Source organism: Paraglaciecola sp. (genome assembly GCF_039943935.1).
Taxonomy (GTDB): Bacteria; Pseudomonadota; Gammaproteobacteria; order Enterobacterales; family Alteromonadaceae; genus Paraglaciecola.
This window is the reverse complement of sequence record NZ_JBDUZQ010000022.1, coordinates 145,199-160,704: the sequence shown is the minus strand read 5'-3', so window position 1 is coordinate 160,704 and position 15,506 is coordinate 145,199. Positions and strand designations below refer to the sequence as shown.

Sequence of the window (15,506 nt, the reverse complement as noted above, 5' to 3'; positions counted from 1 at the left end):
GCTTATCCTTATTGTTTTTAGAAAGGTACTAGGTTAGCTTAAGATAAGGTTTTTAACGCTTCACCTGAATACTGTTCTAGTTTATCCATTTCACCTTTGCGAATTTTGTTAGACCAATCTGGATCTTGTAATAATGCCCGCCCCACCGCAACTAAATCGAACTCTCCTTTATTAAGCCTTTCTATTAAGTCATCTATAGAACGAGTACTTGAACCTTGACCAGCAAAAGCACCAAAAAAATCATCGTTTAGACCAACCGAGCCTACAGCCATAGTCGGTTTTCCTGTGATTTTCTTGGTCCAGCCTGCGAGATTCAAATCAGATCCTTCAAACTCTGGTTCCCAGTAGCGCCTTGTTGAACAATGGAATATATCAACGCCTGCATCACTTAACGGCATTAAAAATTCTTTTAGTTGTTCTGGAGTCTCCGCTAAACGAGCAGTGTAATCTTGTTGTTTCCATTGTGAGTAACGCAACATAATAGGATAGTCTTCACCTACTGCTGTTCGAATAGCTTTAATTATTTCAACGGCAAAACGACTACGGTTTTGCATACTACCTCCCCACTCATCGGTGCGTTGGTTGGTCCCTTCCCAAAAGAACTGATCAATTAAGTAGCCGTGGGCACCGTGAATTTCGATACCATCAAACCCTAGTGCTTTAGCATCTAAAGCGGCTTGTACAAACCCAGCGATAACACTTTCAATATGTTCAACTGTCATAGGTTCAGCCACTTTTTTATCAGGCGATAATAGCCCTGATGGCCCTGCGCTTGGTAATTCAGGAAAGGGCGCTTTTTCAGGGTTACGAGCCATACCAACATGCCAAAGTTGTGGCATTATTTTTCCGCCAACCGCGTGCACTTCATTTACAACATGTTTCCAGCCAGCCAAAGACTCAGCTCCATGAAATTTCGGTACATTACCATCCATGGTTGCCACAGGGTCGTTAATAGTTGTGCCTTCAGTTATCAGTAAACCTGTACCGCCTTCTGCTCGGCGACGGTAATAATTTGCTACTTCTTTAGTGGGAATGCCATCAGGAGAAAAGCTGCGGGTCATAGGTGCCATGGCTATTCTGTTTTCTAAAGATAATCCATTCATATTGAAAGTAGAAAAAAGTGCATCTAAGGACTTACTCATAAACATTCCTATTGCTTGGTAGTTGGGAGGTAAAAACGCTGAACTTATTCGGTTTTGTTAGTGATATCTGGCCACACAAAATTGCTAGAATCGTCGTTTTGGGTATGTGTTGGTGAGTTAATGGCAGATAAATAAAGTTGCTCTACCTTTTCTCTGGCCCAGGGGGTTTTACGTAAAAACTTAAGGCTGGATTTAATTGAGGGATCGGAGGTAAAGCACTTAATTCTTACATGCTTGCCCATCTCTTCAAATCCTAATTGGCTCTCAAGGGTTTCTAGGATGATTTGCAGGGTAAGACCATGCAGTGGATTATTTTTTTGTTGTTCTGCCATATTAACGGGTCATGCCTTGTTTAATGAAAGTGGAACCAGTGTTAGTTTTTATCACTGCAAACAAGTTAAAACTAAGCCTCACTCATAAGTAGTATTGTGTATTGTCCGCTGAAAAATACCAAAAAAAAAGCCCTGATTAACAGGGCTTCCATTTACTATTTTGATATTTAGCTATTAAGCAAAGTTTGCAGCAGCAAAATCCCAGTTAGCTAGTGCCCAAAAACCTTCAAGATATTTAGGGCGAACGTTGCGATAATCGATGTAGTAAGCATGTTCCCATAAATCCACTGTAAGTAATGGAGTTAGGCTGCTGTCTGTTAACGGTGTCGCCGCATTGCTAGTATTGACAATGTCAAGGCTACCGTCAGCTGTTTTAACTAACCAAGTCCAGCTTGAACCAAAGTTGTTAACAGCTTTGTCGTTTAATGCTGCTTGGAAGTCGGCAAAAGAACCCCATTTAGCATTAATTGCGTCAGCTAGTGCGCCAGTTGGCTCACCGCCACCATTTGGGCTAAGGCTGTTCCAGTAAAAAGTGTGATTCCAAATTTGAGCCGCGTTGTTGAATACACCACCTTCAGAATCTTTTACAATTTCTTCAAGGCTTTTACTTGCTAAGTCAGTACCTTCAACTAGGCCATTAAGTTTAGTTACATAAGTAGCGTGATGCTTACCGTAATGATACTCCAATGTCTCAGCTGAGATGTGTGGTTCTAGGGCATTTTTTTCGTAAGGAAGCGCGGGTAATTCAAAAGCCATTTTTTTTCTCCAAGTATATAGGTGGTCTAAGTCTCTATAAGAGTATTTACGTTATCCGTTTGCTACATCGACATTGCTAAACAGTATTTTGCAAGTAGATATAGAAAAACACAATTAACTAATGCTATTACTTTATACGGTAATGTAAAAGCATTGCTTTGTTATGAATACTACGTTGATATATTGTGTCGAATAATAGTTTTTCAAGTGATTGTTTTAAATAGGGTTACTGATTGATACGAATAAAAGATCAATAGTGTGTATATTTAAGCTTGAAAACGCTAAACTTGATGCCATTACTGCTCTAGCTATTATTTATACGAGAACCCCTATGGAAACTATTGATAAAATTAAGCAACAAATCGAAGAAAACCCTATTTTGTTATATATGAAGGGCTCACCTAAATTACCAAATTGTGGCTTTTCAGCCCAAGCGTCACAAGCGCTAATGAGTTGTGGTGAACAGTTCGCTTATGTAGATATTTTACAAAACCCTGATATCCGCGCAGAGCTACCTAAATATGCAGACTGGCCAACGTTCCCACAACTTTGGGTTGACGGTGAGTTAGTCGGTGGGTGCGACATTATTATGGAAATGACTCAACAAGGTGAATTGCAACAAGTAGTGAAAGAGTCAGTTGCAAAACGTGATGGTGATAAACCTGCTGAATAAGGTTGTTTGAAGGTTTTAAAGACAAGACAATAGAGCATTTAATGCTCTATTTTTTTGTCTTTAATGTAGGTTTTAAGATTTAGGTGTAATGATGTTACCAATATTAGAGTTTGCTTTTTCAGCAGCGAGTACCCTAGTGTTTAGAATCTCAATTTCATTGCTTAAATCATTGATACGATTAGTTAAATTATTATTAGCAAGTGCGGTAGAGATCATCTTTTCTTTCAAGCTTGCAAACTCTTGTTCGGTTGACGCCGTAGATAAGCTCACTGCATCTAATTCTTGGCTCAACTGTTTAACTAAACTTATTTGATTTTCTAATTGTTCTTGTAACAATCCTAGGGTTGTCTGGTGATTGGCAGTATCGTTTTTTAGTTGTTTGTCTAACTGGTTAGCAGAGGTTTTTAAATTCGTTACAGTTTTATTCAAATCAGCAATTTCAGACTGATTTTTGCGCCACGCAGAAGCCCAAAGCTTGTCCATTTGCTCCCATAGCTCTTCAGTTTTTGCAGTTAACTCAACCACTTTCACTTGCAAAGCTGCTGCTGATTGATCCATATCTTCACCGGTGGCAGATAATCGGTTTTCTAATTCAGTGATACGATTTTTTGCTTGCAGCATTGTTTGATACTGAAGGAATGACCAATATCCAAAACCTCCACCCAATAACAGAATTAGAAAAAGAAAACTTAACCAAGAAGGTGAGTTAGATGGCTCCTTGGAGGCCTTGTCTTCGTCTATGGTGGATTTACTTTTATGCTTTGTTTTGGCTCTAGTGCGGTGAAAACTATCTAGATCATCTTTATCTAAAGTTATATTAGGGAAGTCGCCTTTATTATCGTTTGTCATTTTAAACTTTATTATTATGCTGAAAGATTATTCTTAGATTATACATAGCTGCAAAGATAATGGCATAGGCCAAAGGTTCAAATTTGCATGCTAGATTACATATTTTAAGGTCATGTAATCTAGATATTGCTGATATCTAATATGGCGTCCCCACCAGGAATCGAACCTAGATCTAAGCCTTAGGAGGGCCTTGTTTTATCCATTAAACTACGGGGACGTATAGTTAGTAAAGTATTATGTCTCAGTACTGTCAGGAATTAAACCGCTATTGTCTTGCTGCAAAATCGTTTGCTTGAATATTCACCAATAGTGCTCCAGTGGGAGATTTTATTATGGCTGTTTCAGAAAACACTTCGGCGACGATAACTTTTTCAGGATGCAGGTGAAACTGCCTACGCGGCTCGCCTTGCGGGGAGTGATATTGGTTCATTTTGAATAGAGTAAGCTTATCACCCTTTTTAACGCCGTTTTGAAGCCCTATGTTGATAATGAGGCTTTCATCACCAGTCTTAATAACTCTACCATATGCAGGCTGGCAACTAATTACATCGTCGATTTCTTGTATGCTTTGTTGCTGCAATTCCTGCGTGGCGAGCCCAAATTTTGAACTCCAAAGTTTGTGGCTATCACTATCAATACTTTGATGTAAATTAAAGTCCCATAAAGCACTCATATTTTCAATTTTTTGATAGACCATTTCACCAGAATAACCATCATACATAGTGAGCGTAACGGCTAGATTACGAGTGATTAAATCATCAGCCCATGGAACCCAGTTTTGACTAGGTGCTCTTTCAACAGAGAATTCGTTGATTTCGCCAAATAATACAAATTGACTATTAGTTTTTCGAGATAGCTCGTAGGCAAAGGATTTTTGTTCACTAAGGACTGATTTTAGGTAATAAGGCTCAACTTGTTTTATATAGCTAAATTTACTGTTTTCTCGAGAAGCAAGTTGTAGCCGGGTGGCAAAGGCTTTTCCAAAGTCATATAAGTTGCCGGCTGCAGCTTGTTGCCGCTTTTGAAAGTCGTACCAAGTGGTAACTATGCTTTTTTTGTAATCTGAAGCTGCACAGCTAGCCTCAACTGGGAAAATATCGGCGCGAATAGAAACAGTTACATAGTCTTTATGGTATACCTCGTTGGTAAGCTCTATGTGGTTTACATCGCCTGCTGCGGTGATTTCTAGGGTGTCATCTGCAAGTAAGCCATTCGCCATTGTCTGTACATTTTTTACTGATGCGCCAGAAAACAGCAGCGCTTGCTTAATGGCTTCTTGAGTGGCTAGCTGCCGTGCTGCTTGTTTTTGACCGTCATGGATAACGGCTTGTCCACTGGCTTCAAACCATATAGCTTGGGTCGGAAGGCTAGTTACCAATAAAACTAGAAACAGAATTTGGTTTTTCACAGCTGGCATGTTTTGACCTGTTAAGTATTTGCAAAACTATAGAGACAGTATTTTGTCAGAATATTGCTTATCAATATTTTATCAGGGTTAAGCACAAATCGTACCTAACGAGACTTCTACATCACAATCTCAGGTTTTGGGTATGGTTATTGCTTTGTTATTTACATAAGATCATATGTAGGTGGTGAAACAATGTTGCTTAATTTAAACAAAGGCTTAAAGGTATTGATTTGGGTTATGCCAACCTTTTTCATGGGATGTACAAGTTGGTTTAGTAAACATGTGGAGTGGGAAACAATAGAACCTGATACCTATCCTGTGATTTCTGCTATTGGTTATGCTCCGATTTCCGCTCAGCGCGGGACAAACGATTCAGTGAAAATGTTAATGGCACTAAAGGCCTCTAAATTAGATGCTTATAGAGAATTAACTCAACAGGTGTATGGACAAAAAGTTGACGGTGGCCAGTCATTACAAAGTATGGTGTTAGAAAACACTCATTTGGATAGCTCTGTTCAAGGTGTAATTAGAGGAGCAAGGGTTGTTAAAAGCTACCCAGTTGGTAACGATACCTATGCCACAGAACTAGAATTAGATTTCAAATTGGTGAACGATATCTATCTATCAACTGCTAAACCGAAACGAATTAAAGATGTGCGTTATTATTAGCGTAGTAACTAACAAGTTAGGTCTAACTAAACTGTATTTTCTGAGATTGTCGTTTACTCAAATAGTTAATAAAACCATCACTTAGTTGATTGGCGTGTTGTTGTGCTAACTTGTCTGCAAGATTGCTATCTTTATTTTTAATAGCTTCGATAATCAAATCATGATTATCGACCATTTCTGGGGGAGGGTTGTCGCTGAACAGGCGATAGTAAATTCTCAGTGTTCGTTTGCCTTCATCCAATAACCTTTTATACATTAAAGTAAAATAGCTGTTTTGTGAGGCTTCACTTACCGCCATATGAAATGCATGATTACAATCTATCATCGCTACCACGTCATGGGAGCGAACGGCTTCTTTAAACTGTTGATTTTTGTCTCTTATCAATTGTAAATCTGAATCTGTGCGGTTTTCAGCCGCTAATCGAGTCACGGCTCTTTGCACTAGATCAAGGGCGTCCATAAAGTTTGGGAAGTCTTCTAGAGCTAGTGGAGATACCTGAGAGTTTTTATTGGGCAACGTTTTAATTAGGCCATCTGCAGACAAACGTATAAACGCTTCTCTAACCGGTGAGCGAGACACTTCAAACCGTTTGGCCATACTGTTTTCATCAATAGTACTGCTAGGCGCTAATACTAGGGTGAGTATTTCTTCTCTGATAGTTTCGTAAATGGTAACGGCATTGGATACCTTACCACTCGTGGCTGGACTTTTAGGCATAGTTTGGTTTAACAAATCTTTTGTATTCTTTTGGTATTATAAAGGGGTTAGAGCTAATAAGAAGGAAAACCTAGTTTTTAAGTCATTCAGTATTGTTTTCAAGGTAATTCATGGCTTCATTGGCAGTAAAAAATAACTTCCCTGGCGCCAATGTTAACAAAATATCTGTTAATTTTAATTTATCTTGAATAATGCCTTTTACGTCTGATAAATGCAGAGTTATGCCCGCTTCTCTTAGATTCAAAATTAAGGCCTCTAGGGTCTCAAGTGCACTTTCGTCAATAGAGCTAACGGAACTAAAAATTAGTACTAGGTGCTTAATATCTGAGGTTTGTCCGCATCGTTCCATAATATAGTTTTCAATGTATTGAACGTTAGCAAAAAACAAATTTTCATCAATTCTCAAGTAAACGGTATGTTTTTGTGTTTCTACGTTGAGGCGTTTTATATTTCTGAAGTAACCACTTTCTGCTCTTCCAACTTCTGCGATATGAGGGTGAGTACTTCGGCGCAGAAACAATACCATAGAGCAGGCAATACCCGCCCAAATTCCAATCTCTACTCCCAACAATAGCGAACTAAGAAAGGTAAATAGTAAACTAATGGCATCGGCTTTGTTAAACGCCCAACAGCGTTGAATATGTTTAAAGTCTATCATCGGCAATACAGACATGATCACTATTACCCCTAACATCGCTTTAGGTAGGTTAATTAGATATGGAGTAAGAAACAACAAACTAGTGACTAACGCAGCAGCGGATATTACGTTTGCCATTTGAGTGACAGCTCCAGATGCATAATTCACCATAGAGCGGCTAACACTGCCAGCTAAGGCAAATGAACCTAACAGAGACGAACCAATATTGGCGGCACCTAATGCTAACAATTCTTGATTTGAGTTAAGCTTCTCACGCTTTTTACTAGCAAGAGTAATCCCAGTGGCAATACTGGTTAAAAAACAAATAAGAGCAATCGATGCTGCAGGAACAGCCAGCTCAGGCCAACGATTAATGGTTAAGGTATCAAGGCTAATACTTGGAAAAGAATTAGGTATTTGACCTATAACGGCTACATCGTAGCTGTTTTGCATGTGAAACAGGCTCATTACACCTATGCTAATAATAACCAGTAAAATAGGACTAGATTTACTTACTCCTAAGGCAACAGGACCTGTCAGCTGTAATTTTTTTAATAAAGCTGGGAGTAATGATTTACTAGACCAAAGCAAGATAAGTCCCAGAGTGCTTAATGCCAATACTGCTAAATTGGTTTGATCTAGGTGGGTAACAGTAAAGAATAAAACATCTTTAAAGGCTAAACCATTGTTAAGCTGCAAACCTAAAATAACCGGAATTTGACTACTTGCTATGATAATGGCTGAAGCACTAGTAAAGCCACTTATCACCGGTTTACTTATAAAGGTAGTTAAGCTTCCTAGCCGCAATAAGCTCAGTAATAGCAAAAACAATCCAGATAAAACGGTTAGATTAATCCCTAAGCTTATATATTCTTGAGTGGTTTGTGGGGCTAGCTTAGTTATGGACGAACCTATTAATAAACTTATCAGTGCAGCTGGGCCAACTACTAATGTACGACTACTTCCTAAGCAAGCATATATCAGCAAAGGTAAAATAGCAGCGTATAAGCCATATTCTGGGGGAAACCCTGCCAGTTGTGCATAAGCTAATGACTGGGGGACAGCAATGCTAGCGGTCACTAACCCCGCCACAAAGTCTCCAGCAAACATACTTAAGTTGTAATTTTTGAGCCAAGTCATTTTTGTTGCCCCAGTAATCAGGAAAGTAACCCTATCGGGCTTCTTTATACCTTAATAAACACTGTTGTGTACAGTTATGTCGACAATTGTTTTTTATCTTGATATGCTTTGCTCACTTAATACTGATAGGTAATGACCAGATGAAAAAAGTTCGTCAGCCAAGTTGGCAAGTTGCGTTGGTGCCTATTATGAGCACTTTAGCCATTTTGATGGTACAAATTTTAGTGTTTGGAGGGGCTCCGCACATTCCCCTGATTTTAGGTATTGGTATTACCGCCATTTTTGGGATTTTGCACGGACATAAATGGTCAGAGCTGCAGCAGGGCATGTTATCAAGTGTTGCAGTGGCATTACCCGTTCTTGGTATTTTTATGGTAGTTGGCATGACCATAGGTACTTGGATTGCTAGTGGTACAGTCCCTTTCTTGACTAAAATTGGTTTGGAAATTTTAACCCCGGTAGGCTTCTTACCTCTAACTTGTATCATCTGTGCCATCGTCTCCGTTTTTACCGGAACCTCTTGGGGCACAGTAGGCACAATTGGTTTAGCATTACTTGGTATTGGTGAAAGTTTAGGTATACCCAGCTACTTGACTGCTGGAGCGATTGTATCTGGTGCATGGTTTGGAGATAAAATGTCACCTCTATCTGATACAACCAATTTCACAGCTGCCATTACTGGCACTGATCTCTATACTCATATGCGTAATATGTTACCAACAACGTTTCCTGCTTTAGTTATCTCTTTAATCATTTATACATATTTGGGCAATGCTTACACCAGCAACTTGGCAGAGTTAGGTAATGTAGAAACTCTGGACCGATTGTTGACACAATCCTTTGTGCTAAACCTTTGGGTGTTGTTGCCGCCATTTGTAATAGGTATATGTATTTGGAAAAAAGTAGAGCCTATGCCTTGTATGTTTTTAGGTGTATTTATGGCGAGTTTAATAGCATTTTTTGTACAAGGTATGCCCGTAAACGAGATTTTACAGGTAATGATGAGTGGTTATGTCAGTGATAGTGGCAATCCCGCTATAGACACATTGTTGTCTAAAGGTGGGATCATGTCTATGACATGGGTGATTACTCTTATTATGATTGCTATGGCATTTGGCGGTGTATTGCAAAAAACGGGATGTTTTGATGCCATTTTATCTAGTGTGATGCCTTTTCTTAAAGGGCGTATTGGCTTGGTGTTTGCCACAATGTTTGCAACCGTTAGTTTCAACTTTGCCAGCAATGCTTTTATTGCATACACCATACCAGGTCGGATGTTTACTCCCGCATTTAGAGGGCAGAGACTGTCAAGCTGCAACGTATCTAGAATACTGGAAGATGGAGCCACTATGAGTGCCCCGCTTATTCCATGGAACTCAGGTGCTGTGTTTGTATCTGGCACTTTAGGTATTCCTACTGTGCTTTATGCGCCTTTTGCATTTTGCAATTGGATATCTTTTCTCATTAATTTATTTTGGGGGCTAACTGGGTGGTTTATTCCTAAAGCCTCTGAGCAAGAAATTCAAAATTGGTGTCAGCAGAAATCGCTAATTTTAGTTGATGGGAAGGTGATTGAAGCATCGCCTGAAAATACCAAAACCTTACTGATTAAGTAGTTATTTTTACTTTGGAGAAAAATGTGAAATCTACAGCCGTAGCATATGTACCCTCAACCCATGATAGCGAGAATGATCCTCGTAATGAGCATATAAAAATTTATGTTAATGGTGAGTTAGTCAACAAAGAAGACGCTAAAGTGTCTGTCTACGATAGCGGTTTTTTGCTTGGTGATGGCGTCTGGGAGGGCTTACGTTTGTACAAAGGGAAGTTGGCTTTTCTTGATGAGCATTTAGAACGCTTATATGAGTCTGCGTATTTTCTGGATATAGACATTGGGGTAAGCCGCGACGAAATGAAAGGCATTTTGCAGCAAACCCTCGATGCGAATAGTATGACAGATAATGTACATGTACGTTTAATGGTGAGCCGCGGTAAAAAGACGAAACCTTTCCAAGATCCTCGCTTAAGTATTTTTGGGTCTACCATAGTAGTGATTGCCGAACATAGTGTGATTAACTTAGAGACAGCTAATTCTGGTGTAACTTTACATACAGTACCCATAGTTAGGGGGTTACCTACGACTCAAGATCCTAAGTTAAATTGCCATAACAAATTAAACTGTATAACAGCCCTTAATCACGCTTTAAAAGCAGGGGCGAATGAAGCATTAATGCTTGACCCTCATGGATTTGTGAATACTTCTAATTCTTGCAACTTTTTCATTGTTCGCAAAGGAGAGCTTTGGACGTCGTCTGGTGATTATTGTATGAATGGTATTACCCGTAAAAAAGTAATCGAAATCTGTGAAGAAAACGGCATCCCTGTAAAGTTAAAGAACTATTCTCTATATGAAACTTATTCAGCTGATGAAGCGTTTCTTACTGGGACATTTGCAGGGCAAACCCCTGTTTCTGAAATAGATGGCAGGCAAATCGGCGATGGTAAAGCAGGCCCAGTGTTAGCTAAAATTAAAGCCTTATACAAACAAAAGGCGACAAGTTAATTGTTTAACACGTTATAGGATTCAATTTAGAAGTTAGTCGTTTGGAGTGGAAAACTTTTTACAGCAGATTAAGCGCTAATACCGCCGGTTGCCGAGCCACCTCGAGTTTTTCCACTCTTATCATAAGTCATTGATTCTTTGGCTCTAGACTCAATTAATAAACTACGTAAATGCTCAAGTCTAAGTTGACCTTGCTCAACTGCAGTCTGATTGATTTGGGTACGAAACTTACACTGACTTACTAGTTCTTTTGCATCATTGAACAAGGAAGTAATGTCGTTGTCGTCTTTTAATTCTTGCGTAGCATTATTGTATATCTTTGATATAACGAGGTCTTGCTCTTGGATGGTGGCCAGCAGTGCCTCTTTAGTACTAAGGAGCGATATTAAGGCTTCTGCATCTCGGCTACTAATAAGGTGTAGCTCTGTTTCCAGAAGGCGTTGTAGTTCCTGTAAGTTGTTTTTCTGTGCAGTAATTGTAGTTTTTAATTCAAGCATAAGAATAACCGATATTGAGGATAATTATTCATTATGCTTTTTTTAGGCATCAGTACCAAATATTTCTGACTCAAGTGCTGAGATTTTTTGGGCTAAGCTTTCAGCGTTAACTGTATATTCACCGTTTTGAATAGCTTTTTTAAGCTTATCTACTTTCTCCTGATTAACTGGAGCTTCAGAGCCTTTCTTTTGTACTTGATTCAGCTGTTGTGCTGAAGATGTCAGTGAAACAGAATCTTGACGGGTTGCAGACGCACTCTTTTGCGGATCTGCCAGCTGTGCCTTATCGTTATTCAAAGCTTGCTGTTGCTGATTCAACTTTTGATTATCAATCGGTGCTTTGGGGCTACCGTTATTTACATTATTAATAGACATGATGACTATCCCAAACCTTTAATTTAAACCTCAAATATAGTATCGGCAACGACAATAAATATTTTAGTGATAAAAGTAAAAAATCTTACAAGTTTACCAAAGCTATTGTTAAACATAGCTTTATAAAATTAAATATTTACTTCTACTTGCCCCGTGCTCGTTACTTTCGCTTGAATAAGCTTGTTCGAGCGACTATTTCTTACTTGAATTGTGTCACCCATTTTACCATCTTCTAATGCTATACCGCTAGTCTTAACTCGCATAGTTTCAGAGCCAGCTGAAATTACGACACTATCCCCTTTACATACGTAACATAAATTCTGAGGGGATACAGGGCGGCCTGCAGAGACTCTGCGCTTAATTCGAGCGCCTAATACTTGCTCAACTTTTGAAAAGGTAGTACTTCTCAATCTTTTTACATCCATATTGACTATATTAACATTGTTGCTTGTAAGGATAGTACCTGGGCTTACCGCGCTTGAAAAAACAACGACGGCTTGAGTCTGGAGTGCCTTTACAACCATAAAAATATACCAGTTGCTAGATGGGCACTGTGCTTTAACCGTTACATTTGATTGCTTTAGCGCTTCGGGGCTAACAGAGAATACTAACCCTGTTGTGCAGCTTGGTATATTAATTCGCTCATCAATAGGCATGGCTGAAACAGTTACTTTATTTGTAGGATTAGGAGATAAATTTTGAAATACAAATTGTTCAGCTTGAATTATGAGCTGTTGTTTAGCTAAATTATTTTGTGATGCGGCCGCTACAGTAGTCAATGTAAAGTATATAATTGCTATGAAGTTGAACGGACTTTGATAATAATGTGATTTTTTCATGTTCACTTGTCGTTAAGTTGTCTATGCTAGAGGCATTAAACCTTAGGTTTTGAACACAACCTATTGAGATAGTCGGATTCTGTAGGTTAGGTAGAAAGCGTCAATAATTTGTTATTAGATGTAATTGTAAAGCAAATTATACGCCGGATTTAAATGAATTGGAGTTGCATATGTCTGAAATCCTTAACTCAGTTAACCAACGTACGCAGTTGGTGGGTGAAAACAGGTTAGAGTTATTACTATTTAAGCTTAATTCAAGACAAAGATTTGGTATAAACGTATTTAAAGTACGAGAGGTTCTGCAATGTCCCCCTCTTACTTCTATGCCCAAATTGAATGGCTTGGTTAGAGGTATTGCGCACATTCGAGGGCAAACTATATCTGTTATTGACATGAGTTTGGCTACTGGAGGCAAGCGCATTGAAGATGTAGAAAACTCTTTTATCATTATTGCAGAATATAACAGTTCAGTTCAGGGGTTTTTAGTAGGTTCAGTTGAACGTATTATCAATACCAATTGGCAGTCGATTATGCCACCACCAAAAGGTAGTGGTAAAGCAAGCTATTTAACTGCTGTAACTGAAATAGAAGATGAACTAATTGAAATTCTAGATGTTGAGAAAATTTTAAATGAAATTTCTCCGGTTAATACTGACTTAAGTGATGACTTTGAAAGTACTATTGATGTAGAAACTGAAACCCAACAAAAAATTATTTTTATTGCTGATGATTCTTCTGTTGCCCGTAATCAAGTTAAAAAGGCTCTGTCGGCTTTAGGGTTAGAAATTGAGTTGGCTAAAAACGGATTAGAAGCACTTGAACGTTTGAAAGAGATTGGGGCCGAAACCGGTGATGTTACTGATAAAGTTGGCGTGTTAGTTTCTGATATTGAAATGCCAGAGATGGACGGTTACACCTTAACCGCAGAAATTAGAAATACACCTGAACTTAAAAACTTACATGTGATTTTGCATACGTCATTGAGTGGTGTGTTCAACCAAGCCATGGTGCAGAAAGTAGGTGCTGATGATTTTATTGCTAAGTTTCATCCGGACGAATTGGCAACGTCAGTTCAAAAATGGTTCGGTAAAACGAAATAGATACAGCTTTATAAAGGTGCCGTCTGCTAAAATGGAATCTTGTTTGTTAACAAAAAAGGAGTGGGGGAGATGATGGAAAAAGACCTAGATTTTTCACGCTATTCTTCTTTTGCACAGTTTTTAGAGCAAGCTTGCGGCATTGTCTTAGGTAATAATCGACAATATCTCGTTGTTAGTCGCTTAACGCCTATTGTTAGGCAATTACAGTTAGACTCTGTTGAAGATTGTATTGATAAAATTTTAGCTGGAAATAGCCGAGTTCGAGATCTTGCAGTCGAGGCTATGACGACTAACGAAACCTTATGGTTTCGTGACCAATACCCTTTTGTGCTATTAGAAAAGGATATTTTGTCGCAATTTACCAATAAAGCTGGCCCTCTTCGAGTTTGGAGTGCAGCTTGTTCATCAGGACAAGAAGCGTATTCCATTGCCATGACAATTTTAAACTTTAATAAATTAGGTCGTGGTCTTCGAAATAGCGCTGAAATAATAGGCACAGATATATCTGACGAAATGCTACAACGGGCTAATCTCGCAGAATATGACTATTTAGCTATGTCTAGAGGAATAGAAGAAAAGTACAAGGCTGAATATTTTGAATCTGCTGACAATGATACATTGAGAGTAAAATCAAACGTTAGGGCTTTAACTAAATTTAAATCCTTAAATTTGTTAGGGAGTTATCAATCCTTAGGGCGTTTTGACATCATTTTTTGTCGAAATGTTCTGATTTACTTTTCACCTGAAGTTAAAAAGAAAATACTGCAAAAGTTTGCCGCCTGCCTGCAAGAAGGCGGCATTTTATTTTTAGGAGCATCAGAATCTATATCTAACTTAACAGATGAATTCACCATGGTTCGTTGCCAATCTGGCCTGTATTACCGGAAAAACCCTTCTTAAACCCATTAATTTTGTTATTTTTTAATTAATAATGCCCTCTGGCATAAGCTTTGCTTTGTTTAATCTATAGAGGAGAAATACATGGCAATCAGCTTAGATAAATTGATGGGGTTTCATCACAAAGCATTACAAGTTCGTACTGAACGAATGGAAGTTATTGCTGGAAATCTCGCTAACGCCAATACACCGGGTTATAAAGCAAAAGATATTGATTTTCAGCAGGCGATGAAGTCTGCACAGTTCAATCAAAGTCACAATCTAACCCGAACACACGAAGGTCATATTAAAGGCTCAATGAAAGCCGTTGATGATTTGCAATTCCGTACCCCAAATCAACCTGATACAGGTGATGGTAATACGGTAGATGTGCAAATCGAAAGAAATACCTTCTTGGACAATGGCCTGCGTTATCAAGCTGGCATGGAATTTCTTAACGGCAAGATTAAAGGCATGAAAAAGGCCATCAGTGGAGGGCAGCAATAATGAGTCTATTTAATGTAATGGATATCGCCAGTACGGGCATGAGTGCACAGAGTATTCGTTTGAACACCACCGCCAGTAACGTCGCTAACGCGAACAGTGTTAGTAGTAGCTACGAAGATACCTACAAAGCTCGTCACCCTGTATTTGCCGCTGAAATGCAACGTGCATCACAAGAGCAAAGCGCTGGTTCTCGGGTGAATGTGCTCGGCGTGGTTGAGAGTACTAAACCTTTACAAATTGAATACAGCCCTGGACATCCAATGGCTGATGGCGATGGTTATATATATAAACCTAACGTTAACGTTGTTGAAGAGATGGCAGACATGATGTCAGCTTCTAAAGCCTATGAAACTAATGTTCAAGTTGCTGATACCACTAAGCGTATTTTTAGAAACGTGTTGAGACTTGGTCAAGGTAGTTAATCA

General features: G+C 38.9%; 18 protein-coding genes and 1 tRNA gene. 8 read left to right on the top strand and 11 right to left on the bottom strand.

Annotated features, from left to right (window positions below; all coding sequences use genetic code 11):
- Positions 1-38: 38 nt before the first annotated feature.
- The 3 genes from ABJD71_RS14740 to ABJD71_RS14730 all read right to left on the bottom strand — a co-directional run bounded on the left by ABJD71_RS14740 (position 39) and on the right by ABJD71_RS14730 (position 2,230).
- Positions 39-1,142: an NADH:flavin oxidoreductase gene (locus ABJD71_RS14740; RefSeq protein WP_348170935.1), complete on the bottom strand. Its 1,104-nt coding sequence runs from the start codon at positions 1,140-1,142 to the stop codon at positions 39-41.
- A gap of 44 nt (positions 1,143-1,186) precedes the next feature.
- Positions 1,187-1,474 (bottom strand): VF530 family protein, encoded by a 288-nt coding sequence (locus tag ABJD71_RS14735; RefSeq protein ID WP_348170932.1) that lies wholly within the window; start codon positions 1,472-1,474, stop codon positions 1,187-1,189.
- 174 nt (positions 1,475-1,648) lie between these two features.
- Complete coding sequence (locus ABJD71_RS14730) at positions 1,649-2,230, bottom strand: Fe-Mn family superoxide dismutase (RefSeq protein WP_133469178.1); 582 nt, start codon at positions 2,228-2,230, stop codon at positions 1,649-1,651.
- A gap of 331 nt (positions 2,231-2,561) precedes the next feature.
- Here ABJD71_RS14730 and ABJD71_RS14725 point away from each other — a divergent pair, with 331 nt between their 5' ends.
- A complete protein-coding gene (locus tag ABJD71_RS14725) occupies positions 2,562-2,903 on the top strand; it encodes a Grx4 family monothiol glutaredoxin (protein WP_348171026.1) in 342 nt (113 codons plus the stop codon).
- Between the two features lie 72 nt (positions 2,904-2,975).
- On the opposite strand, the gene ABJD71_RS14720 is transcribed toward ABJD71_RS14725, so the two are convergent.
- The 3 genes from ABJD71_RS14720 to ABJD71_RS14710 form a co-directional block, all read right to left on the bottom strand.
- Positions 2,976-3,752, bottom strand: coding sequence for a hypothetical protein (locus ABJD71_RS14720; RefSeq protein ID WP_348170929.1), 777 nt, complete (start codon positions 3,750-3,752; stop codon positions 2,976-2,978).
- Between the two features lie 142 nt (positions 3,753-3,894).
- Positions 3,895-3,969 (bottom strand) — tRNA-Arg (locus ABJD71_RS14715).
- Positions 3,970-4,017: 48 nt separating this feature from the next.
- A complete protein-coding gene (locus ABJD71_RS14710) occupies positions 4,018-5,169 on the bottom strand; it encodes a flagellar assembly protein FlgT (RefSeq protein ID WP_348170926.1) in 1,152 nt (383 codons plus the stop codon).
- 228 nt (positions 5,170-5,397) lie between these two features.
- On the opposite strand from ABJD71_RS14710, the gene ABJD71_RS14705 reads away from it, so the two are divergent.
- Positions 5,398-5,829 carry an LPP20 family lipoprotein gene (locus tag ABJD71_RS14705; RefSeq protein WP_348171023.1) on the top strand — a complete coding sequence of 144 codons (432 nt, stop codon included), beginning with the start codon at positions 5,398-5,400 and terminating at the stop codon, positions 5,827-5,829.
- Positions 5,830-5,851: 22 nt separating this feature from the next.
- Here ABJD71_RS14705 and ABJD71_RS14700 read toward each other — a convergent pair whose 3' ends face one another.
- Both ABJD71_RS14700 and sulP read right to left on the bottom strand, forming a co-directional pair.
- Positions 5,852-6,562 (bottom strand): GntR family transcriptional regulator, encoded by a 711-nt coding sequence (locus ABJD71_RS14700; RefSeq protein ID WP_348170923.1) that lies wholly within the window; start codon positions 6,560-6,562, stop codon positions 5,852-5,854.
- Positions 6,563-6,629: 67 nt separating this feature from the next.
- Positions 6,630-8,324, bottom strand: a complete 1,695-nt coding sequence (sulP, locus tag ABJD71_RS14695) for a sulfate permease (protein WP_348170920.1) — start codon at positions 8,322-8,324, stop codon at positions 6,630-6,632.
- A gap of 140 nt (positions 8,325-8,464) precedes the next feature.
- Here sulP and nhaC point away from each other — a divergent pair, with 140 nt between their 5' ends.
- Both nhaC and ABJD71_RS14685 read left to right on the top strand, forming a co-directional pair.
- On the top strand, positions 8,465-9,940 hold the full coding sequence (gene nhaC, locus ABJD71_RS14690; protein ID WP_348170917.1) for a Na+/H+ antiporter NhaC: 1,476 nt from the start codon (positions 8,465-8,467) through the stop codon (positions 9,938-9,940).
- Positions 9,941-9,963: 23 nt separating this feature from the next.
- Positions 9,964-10,887 (top strand): aminotransferase class IV, encoded by a 924-nt coding sequence (locus ABJD71_RS14685; RefSeq protein WP_348170914.1) that lies wholly within the window; start codon positions 9,964-9,966, stop codon positions 10,885-10,887.
- 68 nt (positions 10,888-10,955) lie between these two features.
- On the opposite strand, the gene flgN is transcribed toward ABJD71_RS14685, so the two are convergent.
- From flgN to flgA, 3 genes are all read right to left on the bottom strand, one after another.
- Positions 10,956-11,384, bottom strand: a complete 429-nt coding sequence (gene flgN, locus ABJD71_RS14680; RefSeq protein ID WP_348170911.1) for a flagellar export chaperone FlgN — start codon at positions 11,382-11,384, stop codon at positions 10,956-10,958.
- Between the two features lie 42 nt (positions 11,385-11,426).
- Entirely contained in the window at positions 11,427-11,759 is a 333-nt protein-coding gene (gene flgM, locus ABJD71_RS14675) for a flagellar biosynthesis anti-sigma factor FlgM (RefSeq protein WP_348170909.1), read from the bottom strand.
- Positions 11,760-11,887: 128 nt separating this feature from the next.
- Entirely contained in the window at positions 11,888-12,598 is a 711-nt protein-coding gene (flgA, locus tag ABJD71_RS14670) for a flagellar basal body P-ring formation chaperone FlgA (protein WP_348170906.1), read from the bottom strand.
- Between the two features lie 170 nt (positions 12,599-12,768).
- Between flgA and ABJD71_RS14665 the strand changes: the two genes are divergently transcribed.
- The 4 genes from ABJD71_RS14665 (at position 12,769) to flgC (ending at position 15,503) form a co-directional block, all read left to right on the top strand.
- Positions 12,769-13,698, top strand: a complete 930-nt coding sequence (locus ABJD71_RS14665; RefSeq protein ID WP_348170902.1) for a chemotaxis protein CheV — start codon at positions 12,769-12,771, stop codon at positions 13,696-13,698.
- Between the two features lie 69 nt (positions 13,699-13,767).
- On the top strand, positions 13,768-14,598 hold the full coding sequence (locus ABJD71_RS14660; protein WP_348170899.1) for a protein-glutamate O-methyltransferase CheR: 831 nt from the start codon (positions 13,768-13,770) through the stop codon (positions 14,596-14,598).
- Between the two features lie 81 nt (positions 14,599-14,679).
- Positions 14,680-15,081, top strand: coding sequence for a flagellar basal body rod protein FlgB (gene flgB, locus ABJD71_RS14655; protein ID WP_133469193.1), 402 nt, complete (start codon positions 14,680-14,682; stop codon positions 15,079-15,081).
- A complete protein-coding gene (gene flgC / locus ABJD71_RS14650) occupies positions 15,081-15,503 on the top strand; it encodes a flagellar basal body rod protein FlgC (protein WP_133469194.1) in 423 nt (140 codons plus the stop codon). Before flgB ends, flgC begins: the two co-directional genes overlap by 1 nt.
- The last annotated feature ends 3 nt before the right edge of the window (positions 15,504-15,506 follow it).